This is a genomic window from Sphingobacterium puteale (assembly GCF_050986225.1).
In the GTDB taxonomy this organism is placed as follows: Bacteria; Bacteroidota; Bacteroidia; order Sphingobacteriales; family Sphingobacteriaceae; genus Sphingobacterium; species Sphingobacterium puteale.
Window position 1 is genome coordinate 2540190 of record NZ_CP158959.1, and the last position, 14687, is coordinate 2554876.

Sequence of the window (14687 nt, forward strand, 5' to 3'; positions counted from 1 at the left end):
CGGCTATAATTTTGTACATTTCTTAAATGAAACGCTATCGACAATTTGAGCCTGTTCTGGTATCGGAATTTAAAACCGCTGAATGGGCACATCCTGAACATAATCATAATCACTACGAATTTATTTTTATTGTGCGTGGAAGGGGGGTACATGTGATCAATGGCCATATTGTCCCTTACCAAAGCGGGGCTATTTTCTTTATTGGGCCAGAAGAGTACCATTATTTTGAGATTGAACAAGAGACGCATTTTATTTATTTAAAATTTACAGATGCATATCGCCTCGGGTATGCCGCCGATTCGGGTGTGTTAACCCGACAATTGGAGTATTTGGTGAAAAGCAGGGAGACCCATCAGCATGGATTTCCGCTACTTGCTGCTGATCTCTTGACTGTTCACCTACTGTTTCAGGTCGTTGCTTCATTAAAACACGATACTTTTGCCAATCAAGACTTGATCTGGTATCAGTTGCTTAGCATAACTACGATTCTGATGAGAAATATGCCCGAATTACAGGTAGATGGAAGTAGAAGTCGCGACCTACAGGCGATGTTCTGCTATATCCATAAAAATATCTATACGCCCAATTTATTGAAGTCGCAGGTTATGGCCCCTCATTTTAATATTTCGCCCGATTATTTGGGCACCTATTTCAAACGTCAAGTTGGGATGACCATAAGAGCATATATCCTGGGCTACCGGAATACGCTTATTCGACAACGTATCGCAGCCGGGCGCATGATTTTAAAGGAAATTGCAGATGAGTTTGGATTGACAGATGTAAGTCACCTCAGCAAAATCTTACAGAAAGATCACGGAGCTTAAAACGAGAGCCCCCTTAAAATTTCATGTTTAAGGGGGCTCTCGTTTTATTTATACCTAGATTATCAATTACATGGTATTTTCTTTTTTCCGGCTCCAATTCCTTTGATTACCGTTCTGCCATCAACAAGTTGAGTGACTTTTACCGCGTTGCTTTGTATACCGTTCCAAGGGAATGTATTGAAAGCATTGCCATTGGTTAAGATAAGTGGATACAACTCGCCACCGGAAGTTTTACTTCCAAACATCGTAACCTCACCAGTTCTGCTAATTACAAGCTTAATTAATGGTTTTGATGCCGTGCCTTTCATGTCATAGATGTTACCAATTCTTTTATTGGTTTGTACATCAGTACCTTCGTATTTGCTTCCATCAGCAAATTGAATATTTTGTTTTGAAGAAGCACCCGCATTCTGAAATTGGATTTCCTGTTTGGCTAATCTAATACCGTTTACTTCCATGTTGAAAGCATTGTCAAGCTCAGTGATATCAAAGACAAAACCATAGTTCGCTACCGGCGCTGTAAAAATACGTTCGATTGTGCTACCATTAGCGTAGAATGTTCCATCTTTCATAATTCCTTTTTTACCGCGAAAAGTTGTTTCAGGATAGCTCCAATTTAATCCATCACTTGTTACATCCTGTGTACAGGTTTTGAAATTAAGTTTGAGGTCATATTTTTGTCCCGGATTAATTTTTACATTTGGAATGCTGATGTTTGATTTTGTTTCTCCATCAATTGTTAACGTTCCTAATTTAAGTGTTCCATTGCTCGTTGCCGGATGGATCAATAAAGAAGGAGTACTAACGACTGTACGAAGACCGTTTCCTAAACTTGGAAACTGTGCCAGCACTCCAGCATCATTCATGGCATTGTAAGTAAGGGCTTCATCCGATAATTTGAAGTTTGCCGTAGAATAGCTTGGTTTGAACACCGCATTTTCAAGTTTTGTAATTGCTCCGGTCATATTTGGATCCATGGTCAAAGTCGTGATGATCTGACTGAAACGATGTTTTAAAACAATATTTAAGTTGTTTACACCGGTGTTCAATTTTAAAGAACCTGAGTAAACCATTAAATCGCCACTGATATTGTCCAGACTTGCCGCAGACAATGTGCTTTGGTTGTTGATATTGGGAACAGTGCTATTGCTGTTGATTGAATACGCGATGAACGTATAGGTTTTGCCGGCATCCAGTGCAATTCCCGCTGCTGTTGATTCACTACCATAGCTATAGGTTTTTTCTGTTACATAGCTGCCTTGGTTGTCATATACCACGACTTTATATTTGATATCTTTGTCCAATGGTTTCTCGCTTACCTGAGCAGCGGTGGTTTTTGGGCTCGATGCGGCAACTAATCCCTTCTTTGCAGCTGCTGCAGAACTGTTTGTCAGGACAACATCGATGGAACATCCGCTACCGAAAGGGACGGTCATTTCCTGAATATCCGGTGTGCTGCCAGGAGCTAAAGATCCTTTAGCGGAGCCTTGCTTTTGACCTACAGTGTTACTGCCATCTTCATCAAAGCCTGCAACGCCTTGTAGATTGATTTTAACCACTGTTTCTCCAGTTAATGCTGTAGTTTCTCCACTCTTTTGACACGAGTAAAGGCCTGAGCCCGTCAGTACAATGCAGGTTAGTATTAAAATGTTTTTCAGATTAAGATAAGGCTTTAAATTCATGTAATTAAATATTTATGTAAGGGAATTCTTTGTTTTAATGTATTTTTATATGATACAAAGCGTTTATTTAAATCCTTATTCGGAATATTTTAAATTAAAGCTGTGTATTTTTAGTGTGTCAGTAATATGATATCTGTTGTAGTAAATGTTTTTCGACGCAAAATTAAATGGATTTTTTGTTTAATAAGTGTTGTTTGATAGGTTGATTTTTTCTTGTAGAGAAATATCTACATTGCTGCAATTCCTGTAAGGATTTACATAATTGCAGAATTTGTTTTACGCCGGAGAAGATGTTTCAGCACATAAAATCTTATCATATGAACACATTAGACAAGGTTGTGAATGCTGATTGTCAATCGAAACACTTTAATTTTGCTTCGACGTTTGCAGTGATCACTGGCTTCAACTTTATTGGTAATAACGGTAAAATCATCTGTCCGAGGTGACTATTTTCAGTCTGAGAAACTGGAAAGAATGCTTCTGAGTCCAAACAAACTATTTATTGAATTTGAAAAATATTTAAAATGCGATTACCTTTTCTACCCTACGATCCAAAATGGAAAAAACATTTTGAGTCAATTAAGTCGGAACTACAAGCTATACTTAAACCACTCGCCCCTCAGATTGATCATATTGGCAGCACTGCAGTAGAAGGTCTTTCCGCTAAACCGATCATTGATATACAGTTAGGAGTTGAGAACGAAACGGATTTGGAAGTGCTTCCCGATGTATTAAAATTGCCGAATATTGTTTATTACGAAAAATATAATCAAGATTGGCCAGAACGCCGTTTTTTTATTTTGCTCAATGAACCCGTATATAAAATTGTGGCCCCGGATGTTGTAAAGATTGGGGAGGAGATACCTGCGATCTTGCATGATCATGAATTTCGTCTCGCCCATTTACATGCTTTTGTAAAAGGCTCGGCAGATTGGGTAAGACATATCGCGTTTCGTGATTATCTAATAGCCCATCCGAAGGTCAAAGAAAGCTATCAGGCACTTAAACAAAATTTAATTCAACTCGAATGGGTTGATGGAAACGATTATAATAAGGGCAAGGACGAATTTTTGAAGAGGCAGGAAAGAAACGCATTAATATGGTACAGAGAGAGACAGCAATGACTATCGAGCATGTAAGGATTGAGGAGAAAAACTATATGACCTTATCACATACATAGGATATGAGTAAAGATATGACGAATAAATTGAAACAGGCAGCAATCGGGTTGGCCGGTACAAATAGACTAAATGACTTTGTTGAATATGCCGGTGTCGCCGCAGCGATAGAAACGGTATCAGGCAATATTTATACCGGAATCAGTATCGATACAGCCTGCTCAATGGGCTTTTGTGCTGAACATAGCGCTGTTGCGGAAATGTTGAAACATAAGGAGTTTCGGGTCAGGGCATTTGTTGCAGTAGATGCCGCAGGAAATGCCGTTCCCCCTTGCGGACGTTGCCGGGAATTGATCAGTCAGCTTGCCAAAGACAACCTCGAAGCAATTGTGGAAGTAAAAAATGGAGTGTTCAAATCCTTAAAAGAATTGTTACCTTTTGACTGGAAAGAAAATCTGGATAGAAATTGGTGATTTTAGGGTACAGTCAATAGATTTAGACAGAGTGATCAATATAAAAACAATGGAGAAGATAAAATCAGCATATAAGAAGATTAATTTAGCGGACTGGAAGCGGAAGGAGCACTTTGCGGTATATCGCAGCCAGATGAAATGCGGCTTTAGCCTGACAACAAAAATCAATATCGCCAAAGTACTTCCTTTTATTAAGGAAAATGGCTATAAACTTTATCCTGTCATGATATACCTCATCGCACGCGCTGTGAACAAGCATGACGCGTTTAAGATGGCAATGAAGGAGGGCGAGCTCATTGTCTGGGATTATGTAGATCCGATATATACCGTATTGCACTCGGAAACAGAGACTTTTTCTGCACTGACTGCTATATACGATAAAGATTTTACGAGGTTTATGGCTAATTATAATGATGTAGGAGAAAGACACGCAGATAATCTGCATTTTTTCCCGGAGCAGCCACCGGAGAATCATTTTAATATTTCAGCGATTCCATGGATTAATTTCGATAGTTTTAATTTGCATATTGCTGACTTTACAGATTATTTTGCACCTTCTTTTACCATTGGAAAGTATAAAAAACAAGCTGATGAAACCTTGATGCCTATTGCGATCCAGGTGCATCATGCCGTCTGTGATGGGATTCATGTCGCGCAATTGATCTCAACATTGGAAGAGTACTGTGAAAACATTGAAACAGTCATTAAATCTCAAGTATAAAAAACGAATCGTGGTCATCGATAATATCCTTTTGTACTATTCGACCTGATTAATACCTCGAAGATATGTCATCAAAAATACGACAATTAACACAATCGGATTTCCCAAAGCTACTGGAGGCAATTAACGCAGCTTTTGAGGATTATATTGTTCCATTTCATCTTGATGTCGAGCAGCTGAGACAGAAGATCAGAATAGAAGATATCGATTTTGCATGGTCTGTTGGGACATTTGTAGCAGGCAAACTTGTGGCCTTCATGTTGCATGGCCTGCGCGAACTAGATCATCATCCTGTTGTCTACAATGGCGGCACTGGTGTGTTACCCGGATTTCGTGGACTTGGGCTGGTGGGAAAAATGTATGATTATCTACTGCCTTTACTGGGCCAGCATCAAGCAAAGTGGATTGTTCTGGAGGCAATGGAAAGTAACCAGTCAGCTATTCGTGCCTATGAAAAGACTGGTTTTTTGATCAGTAGAAAATTGTTATGTTTCAATGGCGTCATTCAATCGGCAAAAGTGGAGGAAGTTGCAACAATCCAGACACTATCTAATTTGTCATGGACATTGCTTCAATCGTTCTGGGATATTTTACCAAGCTGGCAAAGTGCGCCACAGAGTATGGATACCTTGCGGCCAAATGCATTGGGTGCATATGTTGATGGTGAACTTGTTGGTTATATACTTTTCAGCCTTGGAAACAAACGAATATACCATATCGCCGTGGCACCTGAATTTCGAGGGAAAGGAGTGGGAAGGCAGCTTTTTCAGGCGCTTAGAAATGAGCTGCCAGCAGAGAATATACAATTCAATAACATTGATGCAAAAGCGGAGGAATTGAAATTATTTCTGGAGAAGCAAGGCTTGGTAAATGGGATTAACCAACTTGAAATGATAAAAGTGTTATAAATCCAATATCCTATACGGCTGTTGGTCAATTTTTCTTGTTGACCAACAGTCGTATAAAGATGTTCGTTTATAAGCGATAAACTGTACTTATGGTAGACAAGAAGCTTGCAGAGGAATTGATTCAACTCGCAAATGGCGATAGACTTTTGAGGGAAGAAATAGCCAAAGAAGGTGCACTTGGAAAAGGCTATCATCCGAAAATGGAAGCTGTCCATCGTGCCAACGCGAAACGATTACGCGAAATAATTGACAAGATAGGATATCCCGGTATTTCAAAAGTTGGCGAAGAGGCTAGTGAAGCCGCTTGGTTGATTGTACAGCATGCGGTATCAGAGCCCGTGTTTATGCAAAACTGTTATCAATTGATGAACAATAAAGAGGATATTAACTTGGCCCACATAGCCTATTTATACGATAGAATACAGTGTTTCAAGGGCGAGCCACAGCGTTTTGGAACACAGTTAACTGCGGATGGCGGAATCTATCCTGTGGAAAACAAGGAAGATCTGAACACGTTGCGTTTGCAAATGAATCTGCCCCCGCTCACTAAAAGGGAACTTGATACGGTTTATCATATAGAGGAGCTTGCGAATTTAAATCAGCGGGATCCCGACTATACAATCTGGCGAAAGAAAGTAGGCTGGATATAATTCTTTTTAAGTAATGCAAAAATTTCGCCATCCACAAAACGTCCTTTCTCAAAGAAGTAGTCCTGCAAGATTCCTTCTGAAACAAGGTTCATTTTTTCAAGCAACTTACGGGAAGCCAAATTCTCAGGGTCGATAAATGCCTCTATGCGGTTGAGCTTATACTCCTCAAATCCGTAAGAAATAATGGTAGAAATTGCTTCTGTCATAATCCCTTGCTGCCAGAAGTCAGGATGAAGTTCATAGCCGATTTCTGCACGAAAGTGTTCGGAGGAGAAGTTATGAAAACCACAAGAGCCAATCAGCTGATCCGGATTGCCCTTCAGACAGATTGCCCAACGAATTGCTTTCTTTTGTTCAAAATTTTCCTGCCAGTTTTTTACGAGCTCGTAGGCCTCATCCATGTGCTGAAAAGTTGGTAGATCAAAATATAGCGTTACCTCATCTTTTGAAAAATAAGAGAATAAAGCCTGAGCATCCGACTGTTGAATCTCACGCAAATAAAGACGTTCAGTCGATAAAATTGGGAATATATCCGATATCATGGATGTAAAAATAATAAAATATGTTAATTGAAGAATGATGATGTGAGTTTTCGACATTTTTTGTATGTTTGTCGAGCAATGACAATGCAACAGGAAAATATTAGAGAAGAAATTATCCTTTCGTCAATGAAGGTATTTGAAACGTATGGTTTTACACGAGTTTCAATGCAGGATATTTCTAAAGCTTGTGGTAAAGGCCGTAGTACGTTGTATTACTATTTTACGAGCAAAATGGATGTTTTTGATGCGATAGCCGAATGTTTATGTCAACAGGTATTCACAAAAGCAAAGGAAAGCTATAGTCGGGAAGCTTCTTTGGAGGAAAATTTGGTTGGCTTTTTGAGAGCGAAACTGCACCAGATTAATCTGATTACGAAACGTTTTCACCTTGCTTTCGAGGATATGAAATCAGATCCGGCTTTGATGGTATCCAAGACACGTTATATGTTGGATGATGAAATTAAATTGATTCGTGATATGATCGGGTGCGCTATTGCAAAAGGAGAGATTCAGTTTTTAGAAGAAAAAGATATTCTCTTCCTCTCAGAAATGCTAGTAACGACTTCCCGTTGTTTTGAACAGGAAGTGTTGTTATTTGACCGGTTTCCTGATTTCGAAGCGCGACTTGGTTGGTTAATCAGCATCTGTGTAAAAGGGCTCAGGTAGCTGTTTGGTACCCAGACATTAGAAATTGACGAGCATTTGCTCTTTTTTTAGCGTAAAGTTTCGACAAAAATACAAAATATGTCTATTTTGTATTTGACTCAAAAAATAGGAATGCCTAATAAAAAATATGGTATAACATGATTTTAAATGCAAAAATAGGAAAGGTGACCAGAAAATTGACGGCAAAAAAATACCTGCTCGTATTAGTAGAAACGGATGAGAAGATTCAGCCTGAGTCTACCGGTTTATTGGATGCAGCGTTTGATTGTTATGTATTGATACATCGTGAAATCGAACATTTGGATGAATTGGCGCTTGCATTGGAAGGTATAAATAAAGAAGTGCGATTGGCGCGCAATTTTAATGAGCTGAAAGATAAAGGAATTGTGATCGGTGACATGAATCAGATCGAAGTTAAGGTATTGAAATAAAGTGTTTTAGTGAAATAAATCTAATATGTACAAAGTTGTTTACTCCCTATCCCGCAAATTGAAATGGAAGGCCAGCGAGATCTATCAATTCTTATATCAGAGTTTTCCGGAGATTAAAAATATTGATTTATTGCTGGATGATCAGCAATTTTTACTTGTTGTCAAGATTAACAGCCGTTTGGAATTTTCAATTCTAAATATTTGCCAGCAACAAGGCCTTAAGATGCAGTTTGTCCAGGTAGAGGATTTCGATTAAAGATTTTTGAAAATCCAGTTCGGCGCATTGTTATAATGCATAAATTTACATTTCATATTTTTCGATTCGGGCTATGAAACACTGTAAATATAAGGTGTTCACTTCTAAGGTCGGGGAAAGCATCGAAAATGGAATATATTGTGTTTTAAGCCAAACTTTTTTTAGTACTGAGGGTTATTCTTAACTTATACGGGAGATAACTGGTCTTGCGGATAGTTAACTAATGCAGATCGTTATAACAGGTATAAATAATAATTAATTATAGAGCATTATATGGATATGAATACATTTTCAATAAAAGCTTTCGGAACTGAAGCGCCGACAGCAGATTTAAAACAGCTGGAAGTTCAGCGCCGTGAAGTAACAGCAGGAGATGTGGAGATTGATATTCTCTATTGTGGTGTTTGCCATTCCGATTTACATACCGCACGTAACGAATGGGGGGGGACAGTTTATCCAAATGTTCCCGGCCATGAGATCGTCGGACGGATCACCAAAATAGGATCTGGTGTGACTAAATTTAAAGTTGGCGATTTTGCCGGCGTTGGATGTATGGTGGACAGTTGCCGTGAATGTGAGAGTTGCAAAGAAGGATTGGAACAATATTGTGAGAATGGAAATATCCAAACATACAATGGTCATGATCAACATCTGAACAAACAGACTTTTGGCGGATACTCAGAGCGGATTGTAGTGGATCAAGATTTTGTTTTACGTATTCCTGAGAATTTGGACCTGGCTGCAACTGCGCCTTTGCTTTGCGCCGGTATTACAACTTACTCACCATTACGGTATTGGAAAGTTGGCCCCGGACAGAAGGTAGGTATTGTGGGCATAGGCGGTTTGGGGCACATGGGAGTGAAAATTGCTAAAGCGATGGGGGCGTATGTCGTGGTGATAACAACCTCCGAAAGTAAAGTGGAAGACGCCAAACGTTTAGGTGCTGACGAAGTCGTTCTGTCAACAGATCAGGAACAGATGAAAAAGAATGCCGGCACTTTACATTTTATTTTGGATTGTGTCTCTGCGCAACACGATATCAATACCTACCTGAGTCTATTGAAACGTGATGGATCACTTACGCTCGTGGGGGCTCCGGAACTTCCGCTTCCAGTAGCCCCATTTAGCTTAATTCCTGCCCGTAAAAGTTTCTCAGGATCAATGATCGGTGGAATTGCCGAAACGCAAGAAATGCTGGATTTCTGTGGAAAGCATAACATCACTTCGGATATAGAGCTCATACGGATGCAGGACATTAACCATGCCTATGATAGGTTGCTAAAGAGCGATGTAAAATATCGATTTGTGATCGATATGGAAAGCTTAAAGAACTAAGATGCAAATCAGACAGTGTTAAATCAGCCGGGAGCAACTTTAAGTTAATGGTAAGTCTAACACTGTCCAATTAATTTGTTTGTCGTTTTGTGAATTTTTTGGTGTCATCATTTGAATTAATTAGACGTGTAGCTATTTTGATCGCGTTGCCTCTATTTTTATGGAAGAAAGTAAAGTCGTAGTTTTTTGGTTCCGCAGGGATCTTCGCCTAGAAGACAATGGCGGATTATCCCGGGCGTTAGCAACAGGACTCCCTGTGCTGCCGGTTTTTATATTTGATGAAGATATTTTACAGCAATTGGAAGATAAATCGGATCGACGTGTAGACTATATCCATCAGGCACTTGAAGCGATAAACAAACAATTAAAGGAGTTCGGAGCAGCATTGAATACTTTTTATGGGAGTCCTTTGGCAATTTATAAAACACTACATGAGAAATACAGAATTCATGAAATCTATTGCAATAGAGATTATGAACCTAAAGCAATCAAACGGGATCGCACAATATTTGAATTTTTTAAAACAGCTGGTATTCCATTTAAAGCAATAAAAGATCAAGTTATTTTCGATAAAAATGAGTTATTGAAAAACGATGGTACCCCTTATACCATTTATACACCTTATGCGAAAAAGTGGCGGGAAAAATTAACGACAAAAGATCTTCAGCCACATGATCATAAAGGGGGGCTTTTTGTCCAGCAGGCTTATGCGCCAATAATTTCGTTGGAGAAAATTGGATTTAAAAAGACAGATTTGACTTTCCATCCGCCACAATTGAGTACAGATATTATTAATAATTACGATAAATTCCGAGATTACCCTGCCTTAGCGGGGACAACGAACCTTGGTATAGCGCTGCGTTTTGGCACGATCAGTATTCGTCAGTGTGTGACCTTTGCCAGGCAGCATAATGAGGTATGGCTGTCAGAGCTCATCTGGCGTGAATTTTTTATGCAAATCTTGTATCATTTTCCAAATGTCGTCAGCGAATCATTTAAAAAGAATTATGATGGGATTCATTGGCGCAATAATGAAGTGGAATTTGAACGATGGTGTAAGGGCCAAACGGGCTATCCTTTGGTCGATGCCGGAATGCGGCAATTAAATAGTACTGGTTATATGCATAATCGGGTTCGCATGGTAGCGGCTAGTTTTTTATGTAAACATTTATTAATTGATTGGCGATGGGGCGAAGCTTATTTTGCGCAAAAACTCAATGATTATGATTTATCTGCGAATAATGGCAATTGGCAATGGGCAGCGGGGTGTGGTTGTGATGCAGCACCGTATTTCAGGGTATTTAACCCAATCATTCAGGCTGAAAAATTTGATAAAAAGCAAGAATATAGTGGACAATGGATCCCTGAACTTGGGAGCGCAGCTTATCCCGAACCGATGGTAGCACATTCTTTTGCTAGAGAACGTGCGCTAAAGGCCTATGCGGCAGCATTGGATAAACGATGACTTAGGATAATCCAATCCCAACTTAACAATTGGTTCAGCTGGGATCGGGGGCCTTAGGACTAGATTTTTATTGCGCCAAGAAATCGGCAACAAACTTGTCGAATGCCTGTGGGTTTTCCGCCTGGACCCAGTGTCCGGCGTTTGGTATCGTTTCAAAGCTGACATTTGGAAATTGCTCTTTGATTTTGACTTTATCTTCAGGAAGAATGTAGCGCGATTTTTCGCCCGCTAGAAATAGCGTAGGGCCACTGTAAATACCAGCTTTTACACTTATTGTGATAAAATCCGAATATTTTTGCTGTAGAACATCTAGATTGAAGCGCCACCCCAGTTTGCGGTCTTCTTTAATATAAACGTTTTTTAACAGAAATTGAACGACTCCCGGATCATCAAGGTAAGTTTCAAGTTTTGTCTGTACATCTTTTCTGTTGTCCATACTATTGATATCAACTGCACAGAGCGCGTTGAAAATATCCTCATGATGTGGTGGATAAGCTTTGGGAGCAATATCCGCAATAATTAACTTTTCAACCTGTTCGGGATGATCAATGGCAAATTGCATGGCAACTTTTCCGCCCAGAGAATGACCCAATAACAGAATTTTCTTCACCCCGATCGAAGTAATATAGTCGGCTAGATCCTCGACCATATCCTCAATGGACATGCCATCGCTGTGGAAACTTCGACCGTGATTGCGGAGGTCAAGCAAATGTATCTGTCTTCTTTCTCCAAAACTTCGGCCAAAAGATCCCCAGTTGTCCGCCATACCAAAAAGCCCATGCAGAACAATAAGTGGTGTTCCACCATTTTCTGCTCCATATATTTTGCTGTGTAATAGTTCTTTCACGATATTTCTTTCTTTTAATCGAATTAATGTTGCCTCCAAAAGGCTATTCCTGGGGCTAAGATAACTAAAACATCTTTCCTTATCAAAATGGTAGTGTCGAGGATATATTTGGTAGTGGCCTCAGTTGTTGCCCCGCTAATATTGTCGTAACGAAAACATAATACTATATAAAAGTTCATCCCACTTGAATCGTTAGAACGTCCACATCACACTTTTTTAAAGCAAACTATTTGGTCAGTCTCAAAACCTATGGACTAAGCGGGTAATTTGGTCAATCTAAATAGAAAGAAATTGATGTCAGGGGCACTGACTTCCGAAAAATTCAATCTTGGTATTGAAAGATTCGGCGGCGGTATTTGTGCTTTTTTTCATGATCCATACTGCCAGTTCCGATAAGGTCGAATATATTTTATTTCTTTTTTGTCAAATTCCAAATCAGGACCATGATATGATTTTTTACACTTTTTAATCGACTATTTTTGATTGCTTCAATATAAGTTATTTTAAGTACAACTCAACATAATGAAAAAAAAAGAGTACGTCATTTCTCTTAAAATGGAGGATTTGACGCGTGAGCTGCTGTTTCCGCAACGCAGCAAGGAATATATGGTGCTAGAGTCGACAAGTGACAATATGCAAATTCAGCGCAATTGCCATTATCGAGCTTCTTTTTTTGGAGTATTGTTGGCTGAAGAGGGTATTTCCTATTATCGGGTGGGAGACTATGAATATGAGTTTCAAAAAGGCGACATTCTTTTTTGTGTTCCACAGGAGGTTTTCAAAGTCATTTACTTTTCCGCGGATGTCAAGCAAAAGCAAATTTTCTTTTCCATAGATATGCTATCGGATGCCGGCTTTAATTATCGGTCAAATGATATGTTAAAGAATTTCTCCAATAACCCTTCCTATATCATTCGTGGGGAACAACACCTCTACAGACGGTTGGCATTTTATATAAAGGAACTTGCTTATCTCAACGATTTTAAGAACACGGTCTATTATAGTAATGAGATGATCTGGCATTATTTTTCTTTATTGATGTACGATATTGAGAACTATTCCAAGAACTTTCGGCAACAGGCGAGTTTTTCTTCCAGGGAAGAAGAGATTACAAGTGCTTTTTTTGCGCTTGTCCGGGAATATTATGTCGAACATCATGACGTTCAATTTTACGCGGATCGTTTATTTGTCAGTCGAAAGTATCTCACGAAAGTTGTCAAGAAAGCCATGTCGCGTACCCCGAAAGAAATTATTAATCAGGTACTCCTTATCGAAGCAAAAATTCTCTTAAAAAACTCGATAAATAACATCAGTCAGGTGGCCTGTTTACTTAATTTTTCAGATCAAACGGTCTTCAGCAAATTTTTCAAAAAACATACCAAAAGAAATCCGAGTGACTACAAAATGGACGATCTTTTCTAAGTAATTCTTGCTGTTTCAATAGCAATCCGAACAAAGGTGCTTTTACTTCGTACGAAAGTGAAAGCACCTTTGTTTTTAGCGCCTGAGCTATTCTGTTTGGCGTCTTTTAAACAAATTTTGGCGTCTTTGCGCCGAATTTAGGCTTCGGTTTTTTTGGACTTTTGCTACACATATAATTAAAAGCAAAATCCATTATGAAGCAAAACGTCGTTAAAAAACGCACCACGAACTTGTTTATTGCACTGGTGTTATTATCCAGCTGTACGGGTAAACAGCAGGGGGACGGCTATCAGCAGGGACCTGCCGAGGTTCTTTTTGATACCGTGACAACAGGCGATGCAACGATCCGAAATGAATATGCGAGTGCCATTGAAGGTCTTTCCAATATAGAAATACGGCCCCAGGTGAACGGTTATCTCCAAAAAATATTTGTCGATGAGGGGGACTATGTTCGTGCCGGACAGACGCTATTCAAAATTGAAGATCGGATCTTCCGCGAACAGTTGACCAACGCAAAGGCTGCATTGGCTGTCGCAGAATCAAATCTACTGACTGCTAAAATTGAATTAGATCGAAAAACTGAGCTGACCAAAAGCCGTATTGTTTCGGATATCCAGATGCAAGAGGCTCAGGCGAGCTATGCTGCCGCAAATGCGTCTGTGGCACAAGCCAGATCAGCGATAGCCTCGGCACAGATCAATCTGGATTTTTCGGTGATCAAATCGCCTGTGGATGGCTATATCGGTCGCTTCAACTATCGTTTGGGGAGTTTGCTGTCTACGACAAATCAGGAAGCCATTACAGTCGTCTCGGATAACCATCAGGTATATGCTTATTTTAGCTTGAGTGAGCGTGATTTCGTGCGGTTTCAGCGCGAGCATACCGGAAGTACTGTGGCCGAGAAACTGCAAAATGCAGCGCCCGTTGCACTATTACTATCGGATGGACAAGAATATGCCAAAAAAGGGCGAATAGATGCCGTTGAAGGTCAGTTCAATAAAAATACGGGGTCGATTACTTTCCGTGCCAAATTTGATAATCCCAATGCAGAGCTGCGGAGTGGTAACACCGGAAAAATTGTGATGGCTCAGCAATTGAAGGAAATGCCATTATTACCTATCGCGTCGACAGTCTCCTACCAGGATAAGATCTTTGTCTATACCGTCGATAAGGAAAATAAAGTCGTACAGATACCCGTGGTTATTTCAGGAAAATCTGAAGATAATTTTATCATTCGAGAAGGGTTAAAACAGGGCGACCGTTATATCGCACAAGGATTCGAACGTCTGCAGCCCGGAATGTCGGTTACAGCACAAAAGCAAACTCAAAACAAAAAATAAAACAGCA

Annotated in this window: 16 protein-coding genes; 13 read left to right on the forward strand and 3 right to left on the reverse strand. The window is 39.6% G+C overall.

The annotated features are described in order from the left end of the window. Positions 1-26 precede the first annotated feature (26 nt). Positions 27-824 carry an AraC family transcriptional regulator gene (locus ABTV71_RS10610; RefSeq protein ID WP_433903152.1) on the forward strand — a complete coding sequence of 266 codons (798 nt, stop codon included), beginning with the start codon at positions 27-29 and terminating at the stop codon, positions 822-824. Positions 825-886: 62 nt separating this feature from the next. Here ABTV71_RS10610 and ABTV71_RS10615 read toward each other — a convergent pair whose 3' ends face one another. Beyond that, on the reverse strand, positions 887-2506 hold the full coding sequence (locus tag ABTV71_RS10615; protein ID WP_433903153.1) for a hypothetical protein: 1620 nt from the start codon (positions 2504-2506) through the stop codon (positions 887-889). Positions 2507-3030: 524 nt separating this feature from the next. Here ABTV71_RS10615 and ABTV71_RS10620 point away from each other — a divergent pair. The 5 genes from ABTV71_RS10620 to ABTV71_RS10640 all read left to right on the forward strand — a co-directional run bounded on the left by ABTV71_RS10620 (position 3031) and on the right by ABTV71_RS10640 (position 6376). Continuing rightward, entirely contained in the window at positions 3031-3630 is a 600-nt protein-coding gene (locus ABTV71_RS10620; protein ID WP_433903154.1) for a GrpB family protein, read from the forward strand. 59 nt (positions 3631-3689) lie between these two features. Beyond that, entirely contained in the window at positions 3690-4097 is a 408-nt protein-coding gene (locus ABTV71_RS10625) for a cytidine deaminase family protein (RefSeq protein WP_206531920.1), read from the forward strand. A gap of 49 nt (positions 4098-4146) precedes the next feature. Then, the gene (gene catA / locus ABTV71_RS10630; RefSeq protein WP_433903155.1) at positions 4147-4818 is read left to right on the forward strand and encodes a type A chloramphenicol O-acetyltransferase; all 672 of its coding nucleotides are present in this window, start codon (positions 4147-4149) and stop codon (positions 4816-4818) included. A gap of 65 nt (positions 4819-4883) precedes the next feature. Beyond that, a complete protein-coding gene (locus ABTV71_RS10635) occupies positions 4884-5726 on the forward strand; it encodes a GNAT family N-acetyltransferase (protein WP_433903156.1) in 843 nt (280 codons plus the stop codon). A gap of 89 nt (positions 5727-5815) precedes the next feature. Continuing rightward, a complete protein-coding gene (locus ABTV71_RS10640) occupies positions 5816-6376 on the forward strand; it encodes a DUF6624 domain-containing protein (RefSeq protein ID WP_433903157.1) in 561 nt (186 codons plus the stop codon). Here ABTV71_RS10640 and ABTV71_RS10645 read toward each other — a convergent pair. Continuing rightward, the gene (locus tag ABTV71_RS10645; RefSeq protein ID WP_433903158.1) at positions 6340-6918 is read right to left on the reverse strand and encodes a GNAT family N-acetyltransferase; all 579 of its coding nucleotides are present in this window, start codon (positions 6916-6918) and stop codon (positions 6340-6342) included. The two genes, ABTV71_RS10640 and ABTV71_RS10645, sit on opposite strands and share 37 nt — an antisense overlap. 84 nt (positions 6919-7002) lie before the next feature. Between ABTV71_RS10645 and ABTV71_RS10650 the strand changes: the two genes are divergently transcribed. The 5 genes from ABTV71_RS10650 (at position 7003) to ABTV71_RS10670 (ending at position 11071) form a co-directional block, all read left to right on the forward strand. Next, complete coding sequence (locus ABTV71_RS10650) at positions 7003-7584, forward strand: TetR/AcrR family transcriptional regulator (protein ID WP_262707621.1); 582 nt, start codon at positions 7003-7005, stop codon at positions 7582-7584. A 137-nt stretch (positions 7585-7721) separates the two neighbouring features. Further along, a complete protein-coding gene (locus ABTV71_RS10655; protein WP_433903159.1) occupies positions 7722-8015 on the forward strand; it encodes a hypothetical protein in 294 nt (97 codons plus the stop codon). 25 nt (positions 8016-8040) lie between these two features. Continuing rightward, positions 8041-8271 (forward strand): hypothetical protein, encoded by a 231-nt coding sequence (locus tag ABTV71_RS10660; protein ID WP_121121796.1) that lies wholly within the window; start codon positions 8041-8043, stop codon positions 8269-8271. Positions 8272-8550: 279 nt separating this feature from the next. Next, positions 8551-9606: an NAD(P)-dependent alcohol dehydrogenase gene (locus ABTV71_RS10665; RefSeq protein ID WP_121122119.1), complete on the forward strand. Its 1056-nt coding sequence runs from the start codon at positions 8551-8553 to the stop codon at positions 9604-9606. Between the two features lie 160 nt (positions 9607-9766). Further along, positions 9767-11071, forward strand: coding sequence for a cryptochrome/photolyase family protein (locus tag ABTV71_RS10670; protein ID WP_433903160.1), 1305 nt, complete (start codon positions 9767-9769; stop codon positions 11069-11071). Between the two features lie 67 nt (positions 11072-11138). On the opposite strand, the gene ABTV71_RS10675 is transcribed toward ABTV71_RS10670, so the two are convergent. After that, positions 11139-11918 carry an alpha/beta fold hydrolase gene (locus ABTV71_RS10675; RefSeq protein ID WP_433903161.1) on the reverse strand — a complete coding sequence of 260 codons (780 nt, stop codon included), beginning with the start codon at positions 11916-11918 and terminating at the stop codon, positions 11139-11141. A 522-nt stretch (positions 11919-12440) separates the two neighbouring features. Here ABTV71_RS10675 and ABTV71_RS10680 point away from each other — a divergent pair. Then, positions 12441-13340, forward strand: a complete 900-nt coding sequence (locus ABTV71_RS10680; protein ID WP_433903162.1) for a helix-turn-helix transcriptional regulator — start codon at positions 12441-12443, stop codon at positions 13338-13340. 194 nt (positions 13341-13534) lie between these two features. After that, entirely contained in the window at positions 13535-14680 is a 1146-nt protein-coding gene (locus ABTV71_RS10685) for an efflux RND transporter periplasmic adaptor subunit (RefSeq protein WP_433903163.1), read from the forward strand. Positions 14681-14687: the final 7 nt, after the last annotated feature.

Coding starts and splice junctions, on each gene's coding strand:
- ABTV71_RS10610 (WP_433903152.1), top strand. CDS start 27: ATGAAACGCTATCGACAATTTGAGCCTGTTCTGGTATCGGAATTTAAA.
- ABTV71_RS10615 (WP_433903153.1), bottom strand. CDS start 2,506: ATGAATTTAAAGCCTTATCTTAATCTGAAAAACATTTTAATACTAACC.
- ABTV71_RS10620 (WP_433903154.1), top strand. CDS start 3,031: ATGCGATTACCTTTTCTACCCTACGATCCAAAATGGAAAAAACATTTT.
- ABTV71_RS10625 (WP_206531920.1), top strand. CDS start 3,690: ATGAGTAAAGATATGACGAATAAATTGAAACAGGCAGCAATCGGGTTG.
- catA (WP_433903155.1), top strand. CDS start 4,147: ATGGAGAAGATAAAATCAGCATATAAGAAGATTAATTTAGCGGACTGG.
- ABTV71_RS10635 (WP_433903156.1), top strand. CDS start 4,884: ATGTCATCAAAAATACGACAATTAACACAATCGGATTTCCCAAAGCTA.
- ABTV71_RS10640 (WP_433903157.1), top strand. CDS start 5,816: ATGGTAGACAAGAAGCTTGCAGAGGAATTGATTCAACTCGCAAATGGC.
- ABTV71_RS10645 (WP_433903158.1), bottom strand. CDS start 6,918: ATGATATCGGATATATTCCCAATTTTATCGACTGAACGTCTTTATTTG.
- ABTV71_RS10650 (WP_262707621.1), top strand. CDS start 7,003: ATGCAACAGGAAAATATTAGAGAAGAAATTATCCTTTCGTCAATGAAG.
- ABTV71_RS10655 (WP_433903159.1), top strand. CDS start 7,722: ATGATTTTAAATGCAAAAATAGGAAAGGTGACCAGAAAATTGACGGCA.
- ABTV71_RS10660 (WP_121121796.1), top strand. CDS start 8,041: ATGTACAAAGTTGTTTACTCCCTATCCCGCAAATTGAAATGGAAGGCC.
- ABTV71_RS10665 (WP_121122119.1), top strand. CDS start 8,551: ATGAATACATTTTCAATAAAAGCTTTCGGAACTGAAGCGCCGACAGCA.
- ABTV71_RS10670 (WP_433903160.1), top strand. CDS start 9,767: ATGGAAGAAAGTAAAGTCGTAGTTTTTTGGTTCCGCAGGGATCTTCGC.
- ABTV71_RS10680 (WP_433903162.1), top strand. CDS start 12,441: ATGAAAAAAAAAGAGTACGTCATTTCTCTTAAAATGGAGGATTTGACG.
- ABTV71_RS10685 (WP_433903163.1), top strand. CDS start 13,535: ATGAAGCAAAACGTCGTTAAAAAACGCACCACGAACTTGTTTATTGCA.